This is a genomic window from Candidatus Kosakonia sp. 282A-S69 (genome assembly GCF_029433855.1).
Taxonomy (GTDB): domain Bacteria; phylum Pseudomonadota; class Gammaproteobacteria; order Enterobacterales; family Enterobacteriaceae; genus Kosakonia; species Kosakonia cowanii_A.
This window is the reverse complement of the sequence record NZ_JAROAU010000003.1, coordinates 1,143,817-1,164,303: the sequence shown is the minus strand read 5'-3', so window position 1 is coordinate 1,164,303 and position 20,487 is coordinate 1,143,817. Positions and strand designations below refer to the sequence as shown.

At 57.0% G+C, this 20,487-nt stretch carries 21 protein-coding genes and 3 tRNA genes; 9 read left to right on the top strand and 15 right to left on the bottom strand.

Translation table 11 applies throughout. From position 1 onward, the window contains the following. Positions 1-3: 3 nt before the first annotated feature. Entirely contained in the window at positions 4-921 is a 918-nt protein-coding gene (gene nac, locus PU683_RS11150) for a nitrogen assimilation transcriptional regulator NAC (RefSeq protein WP_277171513.1), read from the bottom strand. 341 nt (positions 922-1,262) lie between these two features. Here nac and PU683_RS11145 point away from each other — a divergent pair. The 5 genes from PU683_RS11145 to PU683_RS11125 all read left to right on the top strand — a co-directional run bounded on the left by PU683_RS11145 (position 1,263) and on the right by PU683_RS11125 (position 5,053). Further along, positions 1,263-1,338 (top strand) — tRNA-Asn (locus tag PU683_RS11145). 162 nt (positions 1,339-1,500) lie between these two features. Next, positions 1,501-1,689, top strand: coding sequence for a YjfB family protein (locus tag PU683_RS11140; protein WP_277171512.1), 189 nt, complete (start codon positions 1,501-1,503; stop codon positions 1,687-1,689). 103 nt (positions 1,690-1,792) lie between these two features. Then, complete coding sequence (acuR, locus tag PU683_RS11135) at positions 1,793-2,494, top strand: acrylate utilization transcriptional regulator AcuR (protein WP_277174273.1); 702 nt, start codon at positions 1,793-1,795, stop codon at positions 2,492-2,494. After that, entirely contained in the window at positions 2,491-3,468 is a 978-nt protein-coding gene (gene acuI / locus PU683_RS11130) for an acrylyl-CoA reductase (NADPH) (RefSeq protein WP_277171511.1), read from the top strand. Before acuR ends, acuI begins: the two co-directional genes overlap by 4 nt. A gap of 130 nt (positions 3,469-3,598) precedes the next feature. Continuing rightward, complete coding sequence (locus PU683_RS11125) at positions 3,599-5,053, top strand: AMP nucleosidase (protein WP_277171510.1); 1,455 nt, start codon at positions 3,599-3,601, stop codon at positions 5,051-5,053. Positions 5,054-5,064: 11 nt separating this feature from the next. Here PU683_RS11125 and PU683_RS11120 read toward each other — a convergent pair whose 3' ends face one another. After that, on the bottom strand, positions 5,065-5,424 hold the full coding sequence (locus PU683_RS11120) for a hypothetical protein (RefSeq protein ID WP_277171509.1): 360 nt from the start codon (positions 5,422-5,424) through the stop codon (positions 5,065-5,067). A 106-nt stretch (positions 5,425-5,530) separates the two neighbouring features. On the opposite strand from PU683_RS11120, the gene PU683_RS11115 reads away from it, so the two are divergent. Together PU683_RS11115 and PU683_RS11110 are read left to right on the top strand one after the other, a co-directional pair. Continuing rightward, a complete protein-coding gene (locus tag PU683_RS11115; RefSeq protein ID WP_277171508.1) occupies positions 5,531-5,980 on the top strand; it encodes a hypothetical protein in 450 nt (149 codons plus the stop codon). 34 nt (positions 5,981-6,014) lie between these two features. Beyond that, positions 6,015-6,428, top strand: a complete 414-nt coding sequence (locus PU683_RS11110) for a hypothetical protein (protein WP_277171507.1) — start codon at positions 6,015-6,017, stop codon at positions 6,426-6,428. Between the two features lie 63 nt (positions 6,429-6,491). Here PU683_RS11110 and PU683_RS11105 read toward each other — a convergent pair. Together PU683_RS11105 and PU683_RS11100 are read right to left on the bottom strand one after the other, a co-directional pair. Further along, positions 6,492-6,567 (bottom strand) — tRNA-Asn (locus tag PU683_RS11105). Between the two features lie 80 nt (positions 6,568-6,647). Next, positions 6,648-8,135: an EmmdR/YeeO family multidrug/toxin efflux MATE transporter gene (locus PU683_RS11100; RefSeq protein ID WP_277174272.1), complete on the bottom strand. Its 1,488-nt coding sequence runs from the start codon at positions 8,133-8,135 to the stop codon at positions 6,648-6,650. 163 nt (positions 8,136-8,298) lie between these two features. Here PU683_RS11100 and PU683_RS11095 point away from each other — a divergent pair. Further along, positions 8,299-8,374, top strand: a tRNA-Asn gene (locus tag PU683_RS11095). A gap of 58 nt (positions 8,375-8,432) precedes the next feature. Here PU683_RS11095 and PU683_RS11090 read toward each other — a convergent pair. The 5 genes from PU683_RS11090 to fusA form a co-directional block, all read right to left on the bottom strand. Beyond that, positions 8,433-9,497: a class I mannose-6-phosphate isomerase gene (locus PU683_RS11090; protein ID WP_277171506.1), complete on the bottom strand. Its 1,065-nt coding sequence runs from the start codon at positions 9,495-9,497 to the stop codon at positions 8,433-8,435. A 16-nt stretch (positions 9,498-9,513) separates the two neighbouring features. Continuing rightward, on the bottom strand, positions 9,514-10,371 hold the full coding sequence (locus PU683_RS11085) for a glucose 1-dehydrogenase (RefSeq protein ID WP_277171505.1): 858 nt from the start codon (positions 10,369-10,371) through the stop codon (positions 9,514-9,516). Positions 10,372-10,736: 365 nt separating this feature from the next. Then, positions 10,737-11,762 carry an LLM class flavin-dependent oxidoreductase gene (locus PU683_RS11080; protein WP_277171504.1) on the bottom strand — a complete coding sequence of 342 codons (1,026 nt, stop codon included), beginning with the start codon at positions 11,760-11,762 and terminating at the stop codon, positions 10,737-10,739. A gap of 121 nt (positions 11,763-11,883) precedes the next feature. After that, positions 11,884-12,840 carry a L,D-transpeptidase gene (gene ldtA, locus PU683_RS11075; protein ID WP_277174271.1) on the bottom strand — a complete coding sequence of 319 codons (957 nt, stop codon included), beginning with the start codon at positions 12,838-12,840 and terminating at the stop codon, positions 11,884-11,886. Between the two features lie 105 nt (positions 12,841-12,945). After that, complete coding sequence (gene fusA, locus PU683_RS11070; protein WP_277171503.1) at positions 12,946-15,048, bottom strand: elongation factor G; 2,103 nt, start codon at positions 15,046-15,048, stop codon at positions 12,946-12,948. A gap of 218 nt (positions 15,049-15,266) precedes the next feature. Here fusA and PU683_RS11065 point away from each other — a divergent pair, with 218 nt between their 5' ends. Further along, the gene (locus PU683_RS11065; protein ID WP_277171502.1) at positions 15,267-15,578 is read left to right on the top strand and encodes an ArsR/SmtB family transcription factor; all 312 of its coding nucleotides are present in this window, start codon (positions 15,267-15,269) and stop codon (positions 15,576-15,578) included. Positions 15,579-15,749: 171 nt separating this feature from the next. On the opposite strand, the gene cobT is transcribed toward PU683_RS11065, so the two are convergent. The 6 genes from cobT to sbmC form a co-directional block, all read right to left on the bottom strand. After that, positions 15,750-16,808 (bottom strand): nicotinate-nucleotide--dimethylbenzimidazole phosphoribosyltransferase, encoded by a 1,059-nt coding sequence (cobT, locus tag PU683_RS11060; RefSeq protein WP_277171501.1) that lies wholly within the window; start codon positions 16,806-16,808, stop codon positions 15,750-15,752. A 19-nt stretch (positions 16,809-16,827) separates the two neighbouring features. Then, positions 16,828-17,568: an adenosylcobinamide-GDP ribazoletransferase gene (gene cobS, locus PU683_RS11055; RefSeq protein ID WP_277171500.1), complete on the bottom strand. Its 741-nt coding sequence runs from the start codon at positions 17,566-17,568 to the stop codon at positions 16,828-16,830. Next, positions 17,565-18,110, bottom strand: coding sequence for a bifunctional adenosylcobinamide kinase/adenosylcobinamide-phosphate guanylyltransferase (gene cobU, locus PU683_RS11050; protein WP_277171499.1), 546 nt, complete (start codon positions 18,108-18,110; stop codon positions 17,565-17,567). Before cobU ends, cobS begins: the two co-directional genes overlap by 4 nt. A 177-nt stretch (positions 18,111-18,287) precedes the next feature. Then, on the bottom strand, positions 18,288-18,623 hold the full coding sequence (locus PU683_RS11045; RefSeq protein ID WP_023479096.1) for a DUF496 family protein: 336 nt from the start codon (positions 18,621-18,623) through the stop codon (positions 18,288-18,290). A gap of 166 nt (positions 18,624-18,789) precedes the next feature. Further along, positions 18,790-19,848 (bottom strand): FUSC family protein, encoded by a 1,059-nt coding sequence (locus tag PU683_RS11040; protein ID WP_277171498.1) that lies wholly within the window; start codon positions 19,846-19,848, stop codon positions 18,790-18,792. A gap of 124 nt (positions 19,849-19,972) precedes the next feature. Next, the gene (gene sbmC / locus PU683_RS11035) at positions 19,973-20,446 is read right to left on the bottom strand and encodes a DNA gyrase inhibitor SbmC (RefSeq protein WP_277174270.1); all 474 of its coding nucleotides are present in this window, start codon (positions 20,444-20,446) and stop codon (positions 19,973-19,975) included. Positions 20,447-20,487: the final 41 nt, after the last annotated feature.

Here is a 20,487-nt window from a genome sequence, read left to right as displayed (position 1 = left end):
AGACTAGCTTGCCAGCTGCAGCTCGCGATTCTCCATCGTCGGGCGGCTGACCAGCGAGAGCAGAATGTCTTTCACCGCCTGTGCCTGTGGCGACATTCCGCCACGTGCAGAGACGTTCAGCGACAACGGCAGGCTCATTGATGGCGTGGTAATACGCGCCATCCAGCCGTTCGTGGCGCTACAGAGTGACCGCGCTGCGGATTCCGGCAGCACCGTTACCCCCATTCCGCTGGCGATCGCCGCCGTCAGTGTGGAAATAGACTCAATCTCGCCGATGATTTTCGCCGTCAGGCGGCGCAGAGAAAACGCTTCATCAACCCGTAAACGCACGGCGCTGTAATCGCGCGGCAGAAAGAGATTGAGTTCAGCTACCGCCGCCAGGTCGACGCTCTGCCCCGGGCAATCCCGCGTGCCGACCAGGTAGAGATCCTCTTTCAGCAGCGGCAGGCTATTAATGCCTGCACCCGGCGCGCGCTCGTAGAGCACGGCCATATCGAGCTGGCCGTTTAACAATTTGTCGTTAAGCACCGTGCCGCTGTTTTCATGCAGATAGACGGTCACTTCCGGTAACTCGGCGCGTACGGCTTGCAGCAGCGGCATGGTCACTGAGGAGGCAGCCGTACCGGGCGCGAGGCCAATCGATACCTGGCCGCGCAGCGTCTGGCCAACGTTATGCACCGCCAGCTGCGCTTGTTCACACTGGCGCAGGATAGTGCGCGCATGGGTGTAGAGGATTTTGCCCGCTTCCGTCGGCGTCACGCCGCGCTTGGTGCGGATCAGCAACTGTTGATCCATCTCGCCTTCCAGCGTCGCGACCTGCTGGCTCAGCGCAGGCTGCGCAATATGTAACACTTCAGCGGCCTGCGTCAGGCTGCCAATATCGACGATTTTTACGAAGTACTTCAGGCGTCTTAAGTTCATTTTGCCTCCTGTAAGGATTACCCATGCCAACGCGAAGAGTGATGATGCAGGAGGAGTTGCAATATGCTTGCCACATTTCCTGAGATGAATAAAAGGAGTGTTAAGCGGCTGGATAATAAGCCTTTCTAATCATTGCGTGAGAAATGCAGCTTAAAACAGCGGTTTGCTTATGCCCCATAAGGGGTAATTTGCACCAGTACGGTGCAAAACAGGGCTAAAAGCGGCGCAAACGGGCGCGGGATGAGCAGATTGTCCAATTTGTCAGCAAACGGTCATCTCATTGCAATCCACCCTTTGACAAGCCCGATGGTCATCGATAATATGCGCCCCGTTCACACGATTCCTCTGTAGTTCAGTCGGTAGAACGGCGGACTGTTAATCCGTATGTCACTGGTTCGAGTCCAGTCAGAGGAGCCAAATTTAGAAAAGCCCGCTTTTTAGCGGGCTTTTTGCTTTTCCACCGGAATGCATCTGCTTACTGCTCCCTTCTAATGTTTCTGTCATCATTGCCGATAACCTGGTGTGGCGTTAATTTCGCCGCGCTGAGCGATGTTGCTCGACAACAAAAGGATGATCGACATGGACCCAATTCAGATCGCATCATTAGCCAGCAGCCTTGATTCTTATCAGCTCGATAACCAGGTGAACACCCTGGTGCTGAAAAAGGCGCTGGATTCGCAACAAGCTATTGCAACGGATCTGATCAAACAGATCCCGCAGTTGCCTTCTAATCCGGCTATTGGTCGTAACATTAATACGACTGCCTGACGGAGTTGCCCGCCTTGTGCGGGCATTTTTCTCTCCCCTCTCCCTTGCCTCTCTCTCACGTCCGGCGTAGCCTTAAGCCGATTAAAACCAATCGGTCTAAATGATGGATGGCGATAACAGACTGACGCAAAAGCCGCGTCGTGGCCGCCCGCCGCAAAAGGCACGCGACTTTACCGACACCCGCCAGGCGCTGATCCGTTCAGGTCTTGAAGTGCTGACAGAGACCGGCTATCTCGCTGCCGGGATCGAGGCGGTAATCAAAAACATCGCTGTAACTAAGGGTTCGTTTTACCACTGCTTTACGAGCAAGGAGGCGTTCGGCATGGCGGTGCTTGACGCCTACGGCGCTTTCTTCGCCCATAAGCTCGACGCTTTCCTGCTCACTGCATCACTGACGCCTTTACAGCGGCTGGATGCCTTTGTGCACCACGCCGGGGAAGGGATGGCGAAGTATGATTTCCGCCGCGGATGCCTGGTCGGTAACCTGTTGCAGGAGACGCCGCTGTTACCCGACGCCTTTCCAGAGCAGTTGAAAACCATTTTGCGCGACTGGGAGAAGCGCGTGGCAGCGTGTCTGCGCGAGGCGCAAGCCTGTGGCGAGCTGTCGCAGGACGCATCGCCCGAGGCGCTGGCCAGCCTCTTCTGGTCCGGCTGGGAGGGCGCGGTGATGCGCGCCAAACTCTTTCGCAGCGCAGAGCCGCTCGACCACTTCTGGGCCTTCTTCCGCCAACATATTCAAATAACACCTGCAGAGCCGGCATTACGCCGAAATCCACCCCTCATGACGAGGAAAACGCAGTTATGAAAGCATTAGTTCTGGAACAACATGAGAAACAGACCCTCGCCGCGGTGCAGGAGATCGCCCTGCCGGATCTTGCCGAGGGCGAAGTGAAAGTCGATATAGACTGGTCCTGCCTCAACTACAAAGATGCGCTGGCGATCACCGGCAAAGGCAAAATCGTGCGCCAGTTCCCGATGGTGCCGGGCATCGATTTCGCTGGTCGCGTCAGTGAAAGCCGCGATGCGCGCTACACGCCAGGCCAGGCGGTGATCCTCACCGGCTGGGGCGTGGGGGAGAACCACTGGGGCGGCCTGGCAACCCAGGCCTGCGTAAAGGGCGACTGGCTGGTGCCGCTGCCGCAAAGCCTGAGCGCACGCAATGCGATGATTATCGGTACTGCCGGTTTTACCGCCATGCTCTGCGTTAACGCCCTGCAAGAAGCGGGCGTGAAACCGCAGGATGGCACGGTGCTGGTTACCGGTGCCAGCGGTGGCGTCGGCAGCACGGCGGTGGTGCTGCTGAAAGCGCTGGGCTACCACGTTGCAGCGGTGACCGGGCGCGAATCGACCCATGCGTTTCTGCGCCATCTGGGTGCGGATCAGATCCTGCCAAGAAGTGAGTTTGACGAGACGCGCCCGCTGGAGAAACAGCTCTGGGCTGGCGCGGTCGATACGGTCGGCAGCAAGGTGCTGGCAAAAGTGCTGGCGCAGACCAACTATGGTGGCTGCGTGGCGGCCTGCGGTCTGGCGGGCGGTTTCGATCTCCCTACCAGCGTAATGCCATTTATTCTGCGCAATGTGCGTCTGCAGGGCGTTGACTCGGTGATGGTGCCTGCTGAAAAGCGCAGCGCCGTCTGGGAGAAGCTGGCGAGCACGCTGCCGGAGAGCTATTACCAGCAGGCTGCAACTGAGATTGCGCTTGAACAGGTTTCCGCCACGGCCGCTGAGTTCCTCAATAACAACATACATGGCCGTACGCTGGTCAACATCCACGCATAACCCGCTTCCGGCGCGCGCTGGCGTGCCGGATCTTTTCCCCCGTTTCCTCCGAATCACTGGTCGGCAACTTTCGTTTCACAAAGTCGTGACATATTATCGGTAGAGCCGTAACGCAGATAAGGAGATAAAAATGACCAACGAGGGTGCAAATCTGACCCCGGAACAGGCGCTCGATCAGCTGGAAGCGCTGTATGACCGCTCCGTCAATGCCCTTCGCGAGGCGATTGGTGTCTATATTGAGAAAGGTGAACTTCCGGACGCAGAGGCGCGTGAAAAAGGGCTCTTCGTCTACCCGCAGTTGTCGGTGAGCTGGAACGGCAGTGCGAGTAAACCATCAAAAACCCGCGCCTATGCGCGTTTTACCCATGCGGGAAGCTACTCCACCACCGTTACCCGCCCGTCGCTGTTTCGCGCCTATCTCATCGAACAGCTCACGCTGCTGTGTCAGGATTATGGTGCGCAGATCGAGGTTGGCCTGTCGGCCCACGAAATTCCTTATCCCTATGTGATAGACGGTTCAGAGCTGACGCTGGATCGCTCAATGAGCGCTGGCCTGACACGCTTTTTCCCGACCACCGAGCTGGCGCAGATTGGTGATGAGACGGCAGATGGCCTGTTCCACCCGACCGAGCTCTACCCGCTGTCGCACTTCGACGCCCGCCGCGTCGACTTCTCGCTGGCGCGCCTGCGCCACTACACCGGTACGCCGGTCGAGCACTTCCAGCCGTTTGTGCTGTTTACTAACTACACCCGCTATGTGGATGAATTTGTGCGCTGGGGTTGCAGCCAGATCCTCGATCCCGATAGCCCCTATATCGCCCTCTCCTGCGCGGGCGGCCACTGGATCACCGCCGATACCGAAGCACCGGAACAGGCGATCTCCGATCTGGCGTGGAAAAAACATCAAATGCCCGCCTGGCATCTGGTCACTGCGGACGGCCAGGGCATTACGCTTATCAATATTGGCGTTGGCCCGTCGAATGCGAAAACCATCTGCGATCATCTGGCGGTGCTGCGCCCGGATGCCTGGCTGATGATTGGTCACTGCGGCGGCCTGCGCGAGAGCCAGCAGATTGGCGATTATGTACTGGCGCACGCCTACCTGCGTGATGATCATGTCCTTGATGCGGTTCTGCCGCCGGATATCCCGATTCCGAGCATCGCCGAAGTGCAGCGTGCGCTGTATGACGCCACCAAAGAGGTGAGCGAGATGCCCGGCGAAGAGGTGAAACAGCGCCTGCGCACCGGTACGGTGGTTACCACCGACGATCGCAACTGGGAGCTGCGCTACTCCGCTTCAGCGCTGCGCTTTAACCTGAGCCGCGCGGTGGCAATTGATATGGAGAGCGCTACCATCGCCGCGCAGGGTTATCGCTTCCGCGTGCCCTACGGTACGCTGCTCTGCGTCTCGGACAAGCCGCTCCACGGCGAGATCAAGCTGCCCGGCCAGGCGAACCGCTTCTATGAAGGAGCGATTTCCGAGCATCTGCAAATCGGTATTCGCGCCATCGATCTACTGCGCGCCGAGGGCGATCGTCTTCATTCGCGCAAGCTGCGTACCTTCAACGAACCCCCCTTCCGTTAAGCCTGCCTCCCTCACCGCCGGTTTCGGCTGGCGGTGAGAGGCGCTATGAGTCCCTCGACAGAGGGATAAATGACCAGGCAACTGATTAAGTTTGGATAGATATCCCCCCACCAGTACATAAAAATTTTATTAAGCGGATAAATATGGCAACGATAGGATTCTGCTTGGTCATTTGCTTTTTGATATTTTCTGTTGTGATTATCTTTATTGGCGTACGCAATTGAGTAATCAGCGGGCGGGAGGAAGAAATGATAAGAAAGAGAGGTAAAGAGACCACCGCGCTGATCACACATACCGAGCAGAATAAAAACCAAAGTATTGAGGGTGTGTTGCATCTTAATATCACGCTTGAATTTAGTGCTGATAATCATGTTAGGCTCACCCAGCGCGAGATTTTCGTGCGTATGCTTCATCTCGATGAGTTCAAGCCAGGGAAGAGTGTGACGATACGCTATTTAGAAGAGGAGCCGACGAAACTTGTCGTACTGGGTAATTGCAAAAACTGAAGCAACGAGGCTAATGGGAAGGCAACATTTTTTCGCCAACCTGAAGCCTGTTGAGTGGATGAGCATCCTGGTGAGCATTTCCGTCACACTACTCTTTTGCTGGTGGATCTGTTTTGGTTTTAAAGGCAGGTCGACCAGCATTCTCGCTGGCACTATCTACCTTACACGTCACCGTTGGCCTGGTGAGCTTCACTCTACGCAGATTGAATCCTGGAAAGAGACCAACACATTCTATGAAAATGGGCAGTTCGTCGATCTCTTTTTTTATCTTGGCCCATCACCTACTCGCCATTACGCCAAGGCTCTGCTCTCTCCACTCCAGCTACATGTTTTGCGGCGCGGGTTGCCGATCGTAGTGAAAAAAGGCAAATGGAAACTCACTGCAATGATGCAGATCGGTGAGCGTGAGAATGCTGGTTAACATTGGGTAAATAAGCATTTTAAAAGGAATAGCGGTGTTTAAAAATTGGCTTACAAATATGTCAGCGTTTGAGATGGCCTTTCTTCTGATTTGCATTGCTACGCCCATCGTCTTTATCATCGCTATTTTTTATACTTTCCGGGGAAGCGCCAGGGAAATGAAAACGATGAAAGTGTTTCTCACTCGCGAGAAATGGCGCGGAAAACTGCACAACACACGCATTGTTTCCTGGCAGCAAACGAACATGTTTTATGGCAACAATCTCTTTGTTGACATCGTTTTTCATCTCGATAATCCACCCCAATTACACGCGGCAAAAGCACTGATTACACCCGCGCAGCTGCACCTGCTCAGAAAAGATCTGCCGATCGTGGTGAAAAAAGGGAAGAAGAACAATATCGCAGTGATGCAGCTTGGCGCATGGAACGCTGAGCAGGAAATTGAGTAATGTAAGTGAGGTTTCCGAAAGCCGGAAAGCAAAAAGCCTGCTCGTAAGCAGGCTTCTTAAATTTGGCTCCTCTGACTGGACTCGAACCAGTGACATACGGATTAACAGTCCGCCGTTCTACCGACTGAACTACAGAGGAATCGTGTGAACGGGGCGAATATTAGCGGTGCCCCTGCGCCATGTCAAAGCCTGATTTCACATTTTGGCGCGTTTGCCGAATTATTCTCCATTTTGCGCAGAAATGGCGCGTTCCGTCGGCGTTTTCTGCGGCTTCGGATACTTCCACAGCCAGCGACCGCTGACCATTCGCCAGTAGAAGAGCGCGCCGCGCACCGCCCAGTCAAGGAACATTCCCAGCCAGACGCCGATCACGCCCATCCCTAACACAATACCGAGCGTATAACCTGCCACGACGCGACAGCCCCACATGCCGAGCATTGAAACCCACATTGCGAAACGCGCATCACGTGCGCCTTTCAGCCCGGCGGGCAGCACCCATGACGCAGCCCAGATTGGCATAAACGCGGCGTTAAGCCACAAAAGCACCTTAACGACCTCTTTTACATCCTCTTCATGGGTGTAAAACGCCGCGAACCAGCCGGCAAACGGCGCAGTTCCCCAGGCAATCGCAGTGAGTAACAGCGTCGATAGCCAGAACACATGGCGCAACTGGCGTTCGGCCTGGGCTATCTGCCCTTTGCCGAGGCGTTTACCGGTAATGATCGTCGAGGCTGAGCCGAGCGCGTTACCGGGCAGGTTAATCAGTGCCGCCACGGAGAAGGCGATAAAGTTCCCGGCGATGACATTGGTGCCCATTCCGGCGACGAACATCTGCGTCAACAGTTTGCCGCCGTTAAACAGTACTGATTCGATGCTGGCGGGAATACCGATGCCCATTACTTCCCAGATGATGTTGAAGTTAAGCTTCTCGACATAACTTTTAAGCGGGATGCGCAGCGACGGGTTAAAGCCAATCATCAGCACCCAGATAATCGCCACCGCGCCGATATAGCGCGAGATGGTCAACCCAAGACCGGCACCAGCAAAGCCCATCCCCTGCCAGCCGAACAGACCGTAGATCAGCGCGCTACTGATGATGATATTGAGAATGTTCATGCCGCCATTAATCAGCAGTGGGATTTTCGTATTCCCTGCGCCGCGCAGCGCGCCGCTGCCAATCAGCGCAATCGCCGCCGCCGGGTAGCTCAGCACCGTCAACTCAAGGTAGGTGAGCGCCAGATCTTTCACCGGCTGGGTCGCCGCCCCGGCAATCACATCGATAATTTCGCGGCCGAAGTAGTGGATCACTGCCGCCAGCACGATGGCAAACAGCGTCATGATCATCAGCGATTGCCGCGTTGCCGACCTCGCCCGCTCGGCGTCGAGCTTGCCTAGGCTGAAGGCCACCACCACCGTAGTACCAAGATCGATAGCGGCAAAGAAGGCCATCACCACCATGTTAAAGCTGTCAGCAAGGCCCACGCCCGCCATCGCCTCTTTGCCCAGCCAGCTCACGAGGAAGGTGCTGAGCACACCCATCATCAGCACACAGGTGTTTTCGAGAAAGATGGGCACCGCAAGCGGGGTGATTTCTCGCCAGAAGAGCACACGGTAGCTTCTACGCTTTCTATACCAGGGGGTACGCATGACGGCCTGGCGAAGGGGGGTGACGACGTTCAAAATGGTCCTTGCCGTAAAAGATGAAATTACATTTCAAATGATGGGGGAGAAATGGTGATCCTGCAAAGCAATTCAGCAGATATTGGTGTCAATACATGCAAATCGCTGACGTAATCAGCAGTTGACGCCCCTCCCCTGAAATGGGGTTTGACAAAAGATTTTTCGCCGCTAAGATAAGCCTCCACACTATTCCTCTGTAGTTCAGTCGGTAGAACGGCGGACTGTTAATCCGTATGTCACTGGTTCGAGTCCAGTCAGAGGAGCCACATTTAAGAAGCCCGCTCAGGGAAACCCGAGCGGGCTTTTTGCATTCTGCGTAGCCGGTTAACGCAGGTGCCCATCTATATCGCCGAGCGCCGCAATCTGATCTTCACGGAAACCCGCTTCGCGCAATGGCTGCAGGACGTCAGCCATCAGATCCGGTACATAGCCGATCAGCACCTCGCCCGCATCGCGCAGCACCACCTCGTCAAGTGCCGCTGGAAGCAACAGTGACGCCGCCTGCCCAACCGGGACGCTGACGCCGTTTGCCTCAACGGTCAACGGCGCACCGAGGTTAGTGAGAATACGCGCGCTGTTGAAATGAAAACGTTGCGGCTGGCTGAACGACCAGCGCTCCAGCGCAAAATAGGGGCCAGCGCAGCAGAAGAGCCGCGTCAGATTTGGCGCTTCGAGCACTAAACCGGGCTGCGGCTGGCAGCGCAGCTCCGGGCGCAGCTCCTGTAACAGCGCATCAATATTGCGCTCCCACTCCTGCTGGCTCAGGCGCGAGCCATCCTCCATTCGCCACGGCATAGCGTGCTGCTGAATATCCGAAGTCTGCTCGATTTCATAAATCAGCGTATCGGGGCCGAAACTGTGCAGCATGCCGCCGGGCACATAAAAGGTATCACCCGCTTTCACCGGCACGCGGTGCATCACTGCATCGTAATCCTCGGCCAGCAGTGCCGCTTTCAACCGGGCATTATCGACGCCCTCGCGCACGCCCAACAAACAGGTGGCATCTTCCGCTGCCCAGAGAATATACCAGGCTTCGGTTTTACCGTTCGGCTGCTGCTCAAGAGCCTGCGCGACCTTATCATTGGCATGCAGGTGCACCGGCAACATTCCGCTGCCGTCGATAAACTTACTCAGCAGCGGGAAGTACGGGCCGCGCCAGTCGGGTGCCACCATCTCATCCGGGTAGCGCTCCACCAGCTCACGCAGGCTACAGCCCGCATATTCGCCGTTGATTACCGAGGCGATCATGCCGTCAACGTCGCTGATCTCCCAGGTTTCCGCGACGCGTGAATCGGGCAGATCCGCTTTGCCCAACTGCTGCTTGATGCGTTGCCCGCCGAAGATATGCGTGGCAACAGGCACACTGAGCGCCAGGGGATAAGCTTTCATCACGCCTCCTTGCCTGTCAGATAATGGCGACGCCACCGGTGACGGCAATGGTCGCACCAGAGATATAACTCGCTTCATCGCTGGCGAGCATCACGTAGGATGAGGCGAGTTCTGCGGGCTGCCCCATACGCGCAAGCGGGACCTCACTGCCGAAGCTCTCAACCTGTTCCGGCGGCATGGTCGCCGGGATAAGCGGCGTCCAGATGGGGCCTGGCGCCACGGCATTTGAGCGAATGCCCTTTTCAGCCAGCAGCGCCGCAAGGCTACCGGAGAAGTTGATAATTGCCGCTTTGGTCGCCGAGTAAGCAATCAGTTTCGGCTTCGGCTGATCGGCATTCACCGAGGCCGTGTTGATGATCGACCCACCCGCCGGCATATGCGGAACAGCTGCCTTGCAGATATAGAACATGGCGTAGAGGTTGGTCTTCATGGTGCGGTCAAATTCGTCGTCGCTGATCTCATCAAGCGACTCGCGCGTCATCTGGTAGGCGGCGTTATTTACTACGATGTCGATCTTGCCGAAATGCTCCACCGTCTGCGCGACAATATGTCGGCAATGTTCAGCATTCGTGATGTCTCCCGCAATCAGCACGGCTTTTTGCCCTGCCTTTTCCACCCACTGTGCGGTCTCTTTCGCATCATCGTGCTCATCCAGATAGGAGATCACCACGTCTGCGCCTTCGCGCGCATAGGCGATGGCAACAGCCCGGCCGATGCCAGAGTCGCCGCCGGTGATAATGGCGGTTTTACCTTTCAGACGCCCCGAGCCCTGATAATCCGCTTCACCGTGATCGGGTTTCGGTTCCATCTGTAAAAAACTGCCGGGCCACTGTTGTTGTTGCGCGTGCTGAGGATTTTGTGGACGGTCTGTCATACCTTATCTCCTTGTGTGAGGGTGAACGGTCTGCAAAAGCGAAGCGTTTCACCGCGCGGAAATGACGTAATGTCGTTACTAATAACGCTAATAAGTGTAGCAGCCGTCACAAAATCGCAAGGTCGATTCCCTTGCGTAACAGTTTGAGAGAAAAGCGTTTCAAGCGAAGCGGGGAGGAATATGGCGTCTTATATGAGACAAAGCGAGTAATGCGCTGCTTTTTAACGGACAGGGAGAATCCAGAGAAAGTAAGGGGTTTATCTGTATAAAAATCAATTATCTGAGGAAACATTTACCGCTTTTTATCTTTCGCTTATGCGGCAAAACAGCGCCCTGCCGGCGTGAATATGGCAGAGCGCAATGGCTTAGCTGCGCCAGCCCATCGCCGGCGCAACGTGTTGCAAAATTGACTCAATAACGTGGGCGTTATAGTCAACGCCAAGCTGATTCGGCACCGTGAGTAACAGCGTGTCCGCTTCGGCAATCGCCTCATCTCGCTTAAGTTGTTCAATCAATTTGTCCGGCTCTGCGGCATAGCTGCGACCGAAAATCGCGCGCGTCTTCTCGTCGAGAAAACCGATTTTGTCATCGTCGTCACGGCTGCCGCCAAAGTAAGCGCGATCGCGATCGTTCATCAGAGCAAAAATGCTGCGGCTGACAGAGACGCGCGGCGTACGTGTATGACCGGCGGCTTTCCACGCTTCCCGGTAAGCGCGGATCTGCTGCGCCTGCTGAATGTGGAATGGCTCGCCCGTCTCATCATCCTTCAGCGTCGAACTTTGCAGATTCATCCCCAGTTTTGCCGCCCACACCGCGGTGGCATTGGAGCCTGCGCCCCACCAGATACGCTCACGCAAACCTTCTGCATAAGGCTCAAGGCGCAACAAACCCGGCGGGTTGGGGAACATCGGTTGCGGGTTGGGCTTAGCAAAACCTTCGCCGCGCAGCGCATCGAGCAGCACTTCAGTATGACGTCGCGCCATGTCGGACTCATTTTCGCCTTCGGCGGGCTGGTAGCCGAAATAGCGCCAGCCATCAATCACCTGCTCCGGCGAACCGCGGCTGATGCCAAGCTGCAAACGCCCACCGGCAATCAGATCCGCCGCGCTGGCGCTCTCCGCCATATAGAGCGGGTTTTCATAGCGCATATCGATGACGCCGGTACCAATTTCGATACGGCTCGTTTTCGCACCAATGGCGGCAAGCAGCGGGAATGGCGAGGCGAGCTGACGGGCGAAATGGTGCACCCGGAAGTAAGCGCCATCTGCGCCCAGCTCTTCTGCGGCGACCGCCAGATCGATAGATTGCAGCAGCGCGTCAGCCGCAGAGCGGGTGCCGGACTGCGGCGAGGGGGTCCAGTGACCAAATGATAAAAAGCCGATCTTCTTCATGGCGTCGTCCTTCGTTCAGGGAATCGTGAGTGCCCCCTACTCTACGCTTTACGCCACAAGATGAAATAACATTGATTTAACAATAACATTCAAATTAATTGAGCAATTGCCCTGCCCGCTTTCACATCCGTTCGATGCCTTGCATTTCACTATTGTTACCTGCCGGTGCGCCGATTTTAACCGGCATACCTGAACGTCTTTCAAGCACCATCGACACTTGGCCTGCATCGACGCCTGCCTCTTTTACCATTCTGTTGAGTACCGGCGTGGCGGGTAGCGGCACTTTTTTTGTCGACTCAAACTCTGCGCGGTTGCGCGACAGCGGCTCGTGCACCTCAACCCAGCTGCTGCCGTCCGGCTCACGGCTGACTTTCACCGGCTCATCGATAATCTGCACCCGGGTGCCAACCGGCACGTTATCAAACAGGTATTTAATATCCTGATTGCGCAGGCGGATGCAGCCCTGGCTGACGCGCAGGCCGATACCGAAATCCGCATTGGTGCCATGAATGGCATACAGCTTACCGATATAAATGGCATAGAGACCCATCGGATTATCCGGCCCGGCAGGCACAAACGCTGGCAGGGTTTTGCCCTCGCTGGCGTAGGCTTTGCGGGTGTTGGCCGTCGGTGTCCAGGTGGGGCCCGCCTGTTTGCGCTCGACGGCAGTGACCCAGTTACGCGGCGTTTCCCGTCCGGCCTGGCCAATACCAATCGGCAGGATCTCGACGGTATTGCTCTCTTTTGGGTAGTAATAGAGCCGCATTTCCGCGACGTTAACGACAATGCCCTCCCGCACGGTGTCAGGAAGGATGATCTGCTGCGGGATCACCAGCTGCGAACCCGCTTTCGGCAGATAAGGGTCGGCGTCGGGATTGGCTTCCAGCATGTTGCTCAGCCCCTGGCCATATTTCGCGGCAAAGGCTTCCAGCGGAAAGGTGTTGCCCTGCGGCACAGTAATGGTTTGCGGGTTACCCACCAGCCGGCTGCCTTCCGGCGGCAGCGGATAGGTAACCGCCAGCGCAGGCTGGGCCGGCAGTAACAGCAGAGAAGCGCAAAACAGGGTAACAGGACGCAACATAACCTTTCCTCAGGCGAAGCGGATATCTGCTAATGATAGTCGCTGGGAGAGCACGACACTGATCTTGAGAACAAAAAACCCCGCCGAAGCGGGGTTTAAAACTTAGCCTTTACTGCGGCTGGCGATGATCTCTTCTGCCACATTGCGCGGTGCTTCGGCGTAGTGATGGAACTCCATGCTGTAGGTGGCACGCCCCTGCGACATCGATCGCAGCGTGGTGGCGTAGCCAAACATCTCCGCCAGCGGGACGTCGGCGCGGATGATCTGGCTACCGAAGCGCTCTTCCATCCCCTGCACCATGCCGCGACGTGAGGAGAGATCGCCCATAATATTCCCGGCGTACTCCTCCGGCGTCTCCACTTCGACATGCATCACCGGTTCAAGGATCGCCGGATCTGCTCTGCGCGCCCCCTCTTTGAAGCCGAAGATCGCCGCCATGCGGAAAGCCATCTCAGAGGAGTCAACATCGTGATAGGAGCCGAAAGTCAGCGTCGCTTTCACATCCACCACCGGGTAGCCCGCCAGCACGCCGCTATTTATCGCTTCGCGCAGCCCCTTCTCCACGGAAGGGATGTACTCACGCGGCACCACGCCGCCTTTGGTCGCATCTTCAAACACAAAGCCGCTTCCCGCCGCCAGCGGCTCCAGCGTCAGCACCACATGACCATACTGCCCTTTACCACCGGACTGGCGCACGAACTTACCTTCAATCTCTTTAACGGTTTTGCGCAGCGTTTCGCGATAAGTAACCTGCGGGCGACCAATGTTCGCCTCCACGCCAAATTCGCGCTTCATGCGGTCAACGATAATCTCAAGATGCAACTCCCCCATTCCGGAGATGATGGTTTGCCCGGACTCCTCATCCGTATGCAGGCGGAACGACGGATCTTCTGCCGCCAGCCGTTGCAGCGCGATACCCATCTTCTCCTGGTCCGCTTTGGTCTTCGGCTCAATGGCGAGCGAGATCACCGGCTCCGGGAACTCCATGCGCTCAAGGGTGATGACCTTGTCCGGATCGCTCAGGGTGTCACCGGTAGTCACATCTTTCAGCCCGACACAGGCGGCGATATCGCCAGCGCGGAGCTCATCCACTTCGTGACGGTCATTGGCATGCATCTGCACAATACGCCCGATGCGCTCTTTTTTGCCTTTCACCGGGTTGTAGACCGCATCCCCTTTTTTCAGCACGCCGGAGTAGACGCGAATAAAGGTCAGCTGGCCGACATAGGGGTCGGTCATCAGTTTGAAGGCGAGCGCCGAGAAGGGCTCATCATCATTCGCATGGCGCTCCGCCGGCTGGCCTTTCTCATCCACGCCCTGAATTGCCGGAATATCCAGCGGCGAGGGCATCAATTCCACCACCGCGTCGAGCATGCGCTGTACACCTTTATTCTTGAAGGCGCTGCCGCACAGCATCGGCTGGATTTCACCGGCGATGGTGCGCTGGCGCAGACCGGCAATAATTTCAGCTTCGTCCAGCTCGCCGGTTTCGAGATACTTATCCATCAGGGCGTCGTTCGCTTCCGCTGCCGCAGAGACCATTTTTTCCCGCCACTCTTGCGCGGTGGCCAGCAACGCTTCCGGCACCGGCGCATAGCTGAAGGACATGCCTTGCGTGGCATCATCCCAGATGATTTCGCGCATTTTGATCAGATCGATTACCCCCGTAAAGTGCTCTTCAGCACCAATCGGAATGACAATCGGCACCGGGTTGGCTTTCAGGCGGTCAATCATCATCTGCACCACGCGGAAGAAGTCAGCGCCGGGGCGGTCCATTTTGTTCACGAACGCCAGGCGCGGGACGTGATACTTATTGGCCTGCCGCCAGACGGTTTCTGACTGCGGCTGTACGCCACCCACCGAGTCGTAAACCATTACCGCGCCGTCCAGCACGCGCATTGAGCGCTCCACTTCGATGGTGAAATCGACGTGTCCTGGGGTGTCGATAATGTTGATGCGGTGCGGCTCAACATTGCGATCCATACCGGGCCAGAAGCAGCTTACCGCCGCGGAGGTAATGGTGATGCCGCGCTCCTGCTCCTGCGCCATCCAGTCGGTGGTTGCCGCGCCATCGTGTACTTCCCCCAGCTTATGGCTCATCCCGGTGTAAAACAGGATGCGCTCGGTGGTGGTGGTTTTACCGGCATCGATATGCGCGGAGATACCGATGTTGCGATAACGTTCGAGAGGAATGGGTCGGGGCATGATGCGTCCTTAGTCTGTTGACTGTCAGTTGGCGGCCCGAATGAGCCGCAGAGGTTTAACGGCGTTTAGCATAGTACAACTGTACGAGTATATTCGAACTATTTTTACTATTCTTTCGATTGGTGAATCCGGGGAGGCGCTCATGGCGTCAGGCGGGCAGTTTGCGTATAGTAGCGCCGCTGAGTCAGCCGCAGCCCCATCGTTACTACAGGAAAAGTATGATCGCTAACCACCCTGAACGTGAGCAGTTTCGCCTGGAAAATGTGCTTTTTGCGCTCGGCAACCCGCTGCGCCTGGCCATAATCAGGCGCCTCGCCGACGGCAGTGAAATGAGCTGCAATACGCTGCGTCCGCAGGAGGTGGCGAAATCGACCATGACCCATCACTGGCGCGTGCTGCGCGACAGCGGCGTGGTATGGCAGCGCCCGCAGGGGCGGGAGAATATGATTTCACTGCGCCGCGAAGATCTGGATATCTGTTTCCCGGGCTTGCTGGATACGCTGTTGCAGGTGATGCAGCGCGAGGAGTGAGCGGCGTTTGCCGGATGGCGGCATTACTGCCCTATCCGGCCTACGGAATAGAGACCGGTTTGTTGCATCTGCGCTGTTGCCGGATGGCGGCATAAATGCCTTATCCGGCCTATGCAAACCAAAAGAATGATGTTTTGTAGGCCGGATAAGCGCAGCGCGCCCCGGCAACGCTCACTGCACAGGCGGCAACACAATATTGCTGCCTGCCAGCGTGCCCATCTGGTTGTAAATCGCGCAGGCGGCATCCACCAGCGGCATCGCCAGCGCCGCGCCGCTGCCCTCGCCTAAGCGCATCTCCATGGAGAGATAGGGTTCAAGACCGAGCGCCGCGAGTGCAATACGCGCTCCTTTCTCGGCGGAGAGATGCGAGGGGATCAAATAGGGTTTCACCTGCGGCGCTATCCGGCATGCCGCCAGCGCTGAGGCGTAAGAGAGAAAGCCATCCAGCACCACCGGCAGCCCGCACGAAGCCGCGCCGAGCATCACGCCGGTCATCCCCAGCAGATCGTAGCCGCCCACTTTTGCCAGCACGTCCAGCCCGTCTGCCGCATCCGGCTGATTAACGGCAAGCGCCCTGCTCACCACCTGCACTTTATGATCCCGCAATGATTCCGGCAGATTAGCCCCCAGCCCCACCACCGCTTGCGGCGCACTTCCCGTTAACACGCTGACCACCGCCGCAGCTGGGGTGGTGTTCGCCATTCCCAGTTCGCCGACGCCAAACAGTTTCACCCCTTGCTCAGCAAGCTGGCGGGTATAATCCATTGTCGAGAGCAAAACGGCTTCCGCCTGCGCCGCCCCCATTGCCGGGCCGGTCGCAATGTTGCCGCTACCGCGCGCCACTTTCATATTGATAAGCCCAGGGATCGGCGCCGCGTCAATCCCGACATCCAGCACATGCACCTTCGCCCCGGCCTGCGCTGCCAGCACGCACACGCCAGTGTTGGCCTGCACCATATTCGCAGCCTGAATAGCGGTTACCGCTTTCGGCGAAACCGTTACCCCTTCATGCCAGACGCCATGATCGGCGCAGAGCACAATCAGCGCCTTCTCCTCTACCCGCAGTGCCCCCTGAAGGCCGGGCATCCCCGCCAGTTGCACCGCCAGCGCCTCAAGCCGCCCGAGGCTGCCAACCGGCTTAAGTAACCCATCCAGATGCCGCTGCGCGCACGCCATCGCCCCTTCGTCGGGTGCCGGAATGGCGGCTAATATTGTCGCGAATGTCTGCATTACGTCTCTCGTTAAGGGGTCAGAGCAGCGCGAACAGGAAGATAACTTCGCCAAGCTCAATCGCCGCGCCAAGGGTGTCGCCGGTCTGCCCGCCGAGGGTGCGCTTGAGCAGCCAGCCGAGCAGGAACACCGCCACCATGGTGACCAGCAGCGCCAACACGCCTTGCGCGCCAAGCAACGCCATGGTTAACAGTGCGGTGATGATTAAGGTGACGAGTGTATCTCTACCGGAAACCTTGCCTATAAACAGATTGCCCAGCCCTTCGTTGCGGGCGTAGCGGTGACCGAACATCAGCAGCACTGAGCAGCCGCGCCCGACGGCGCAGGCCGCCGCCAGCGCCGCTATCATGGGCGCATCGCGCAGCTGTAGCTCGCTGAGCACAAGGATTTTTGCCACCAGCACAAACACCAGCGCCAGCCCACCGTGCGTGCCGAGACGGCTGTCGCGCATGATCTCCAGCATCCGCTCGCGTCGGCGGGCAGAGAAAATGCCGTCGCAAGTGTCTGCCAGACCATCGAGATGGAAACCACCGGTCAGCAGTGCCAGCGCCAGCACGCTCAACAGCGCCGCCAGTGGCGCACCGCACCAGGTGTGTAACATGATGAAAAGAAAGCCGCTCAGGCCGCCAAGCAGCAGGCCAACCAGCGGAAAAGTGGTGATCCCACGCACATAATCCGCGCCATCCAGCCCCTGTACCCAGCGGCCCGGTACCGGAATGCGGCTGATAAACGATAATGTGGCGAAGAACAACTTGATCATTTTATTTTTACTCCAATTCCCGAAACCACCAGCCAGACCTCATCGGCGGCCTGCGCCAGCCGCTGATTGACACGCCCGGCAATATCACGAAAGTGCCGCGCCAGACGGTTTTCCGGCACGATCCCCATTCCAACTTCATTCGTTACCATCACCACCCGGGCGGGACAGGCGTTGCAGGCAGCGAGCAGTACCTCGATCTCCTGTTGCACCTGCATCTCCAGCGCGGCGTAATCCCATTTCCCGATATCGTCGTTGCCGCCAAAGGCGAAGAGCAGATTAGTCACCAGCGTCGTGATGCACTCCAGCACGATCGCTTCTTCCGGATCGTTGTGCGCGGCGATGATATTGCTTAACTGCTGCCAGCGCTCTTCCGTGCGCCAGTGCGCCGGGCGGCTCTGGCGATGGTGGGCGATACGCGCCGCCATCTCTTCATCAAAAATTTGTGCGGTGGCGATATACAACACGCGCGGTGCGGGGCTGACTAACGATTCGGCATGACGGCTTTTGCCGCTGCGCGCGCCGCCGGTGACAAGCGTTAACATGCTGGCTCCTGATGATGTTTGAGCATCCTGGTTTACGATCTGCGCGGCGCATTTTATCACTCTGCAAAGAGAGAAAGGCCTGGTTTTTATGGGTGATTTAGAAAAAGGGGGAAGGAAAAGGGGAAGTGGAGTGGAAAAAGATGACGGTGAGAGACAAGGCTCTCACCGTGCAGACGCTTACTCGGCTTTGTGTTCGACCGATTTCAGCTCGCCCATGGTTTTCAGTTTTTTGGAGATTTCGCGGCGCTCTTTCGACAGCTCGGCGTTTTTGATGATGTAGTCATCAACGCGATCTTCGTAGTCGGTACGCATGCTGGCGATAATGCCCTGAATGGCTTCAACGCTCATGCCCGGCTTGATGTAGTCGCTGAGGTTGTCCAGCAGCAGAACGCGTTTCTGGTTATCACGGATCTTTTTCTCAACGTCCTGAATTTCGCGCTGCAGTTTGTTTTTGCGACGGAACAGACGCACAAATTCCAGAACGTCCTGGAATGAAGGCTTGGTTGTTTCCATTTTGACACCCCTGATTAATTGAGATTCGGATTCGTTAAGGCCATCACCTGAGAGGCAAACCTACCCAAAGCAGTGGCATATGACAATAAGTTTTCCTGCTGGCTATCATAACCGCAAATATAGCTGAATCGAAACAACCTGGCAGCCCGAGGGCGTTATTAGCCGTTTATTTGCGCAGCGCCCGGCAGATCAAATGCGATAACAACTCCAGCTGGCGCGCCAGCTCCATGCTGAGCCAGACATAGCCGTGAATCGAGGTTTCCGTGACCGCATCGCCCTGATGTTCGCCAATCAACTGCCGCAGTTCAGCGACGATATCGTTAAGTTTTTCCGTGTTTGCCAGTATCGGCTGCGGGTTACCCTCATAGAGCGCGTGGGCGATGGTGAGCAGCGTCTGCTGCGTCATCTGCTGTGTCTCCTGCAGCGTGCTGGCGTTAATCATCACAAAATGGCTGGCACGTGAACTCCAGTGCGCGTTGATTTGCAGCTCCAGCATGCAGACCATATTGCGGCTGACGGTCTGGATCGCCTCAAAGATCGCTTTCTGGATATGGGTCTCTTTACAGGCGGGTGTAATCAGCCCGCGCATCTTCACCACGTCGTTGAGGATTTTTTGCAGCTGTTTTTCCAGCCGCGGGCGCTCCACCAGGTTGCGTGAAAACCCGCCCTGGTAGACGCGGTTGAAGGCCGTAACATAGTTTGCCATCTGGATGCGCCAGTGCAAAAAAGCGCGCTGCGGCCAGATGCCGGTAAAGAGCATGGCGAGGAGCGAACCGATAATCACATCGCCACCGCGCCACAGCGCTGTATGCATATCGCCGCTAGGCCCCCCCACGACGACCGCAAGCGTGATACCAATCAGCAACGCCTGGTAAGGCTTTTTGCCGAGCGCCAGCCAGCCGCAGAGAAACATGGCGGCGGCGCACCACAGCAGCATCAGTGGCAACGAGTAGAGCTCCAGCCTTAACGCCACCAGCCCCAGCACCGCGCCGAAAATGGTGCCGCCGATACGCTCAAAGGCGCGAGGCACAACGTTGCCCCAGAAGGAGATTGGCCCCATCAGCACCACCAGCGTGATCAACGGCCAGGTGCCCTCCGGAACATTAAGCAGGCGGATGAGCAAAAAGGTGAAGATAAACGCCAGCGCGATGCGCACGCCGTGCACGATGCGGTAGTGGCGATAAAGTCGTATTTCAAAAGGGCTGAGGGATTTGTCGCGACGCACAGCCAGGCTCCGGGTTAAAAAGAGAGGCGCAATTGTAGCGGTATTTTTCCGCACCGATGCCCTGTCAGGACAAAAAAAGGGGCCGCCAGTATCACTCTCGCGGCCTTTTTTACCCTGCCCTGCATTAGTGGGCGTTCGGTTCGACGGGGATATACATCTCAATATCCCAGAAACCGTCGCGCTTGCCGTCGTTCTGGTAGATCTCAAAACAGGGACCTGCGGCAATCTGCACCGAGGTATCACCCAACAGCTCATCGAAAAAGAGATTCCAGCTGCTTTCAAACTCTTCGTTATGCACCCGCGCGCCCATCACCGCGTAGTGGCCGCCGGGAATATCGGTGGTGATAACGCCTGCGCTGTTAACAGGCACCTGGAAATCGCGCTCGACGGTGATGGCAACATCACAGCGCAGCTTTTCCGGCGGCACGTCGTCCGGATTATCGTAATAGACGCTCACCCACTCCAGCGGCTGGAGCTGGTTATTCTCAACCCACAGCAGCAGCTGCTGGAAGCCCTGCTTGACCTTCTCTTCCCACGGCCCCACCAGATGAAACCCGGCGATACGGCGCTGCTCTACTTGTTTAACGTTGTAGCCCATCATGACCTCCTGCGCGTTACTGTTTGTCTGTACAGTATATC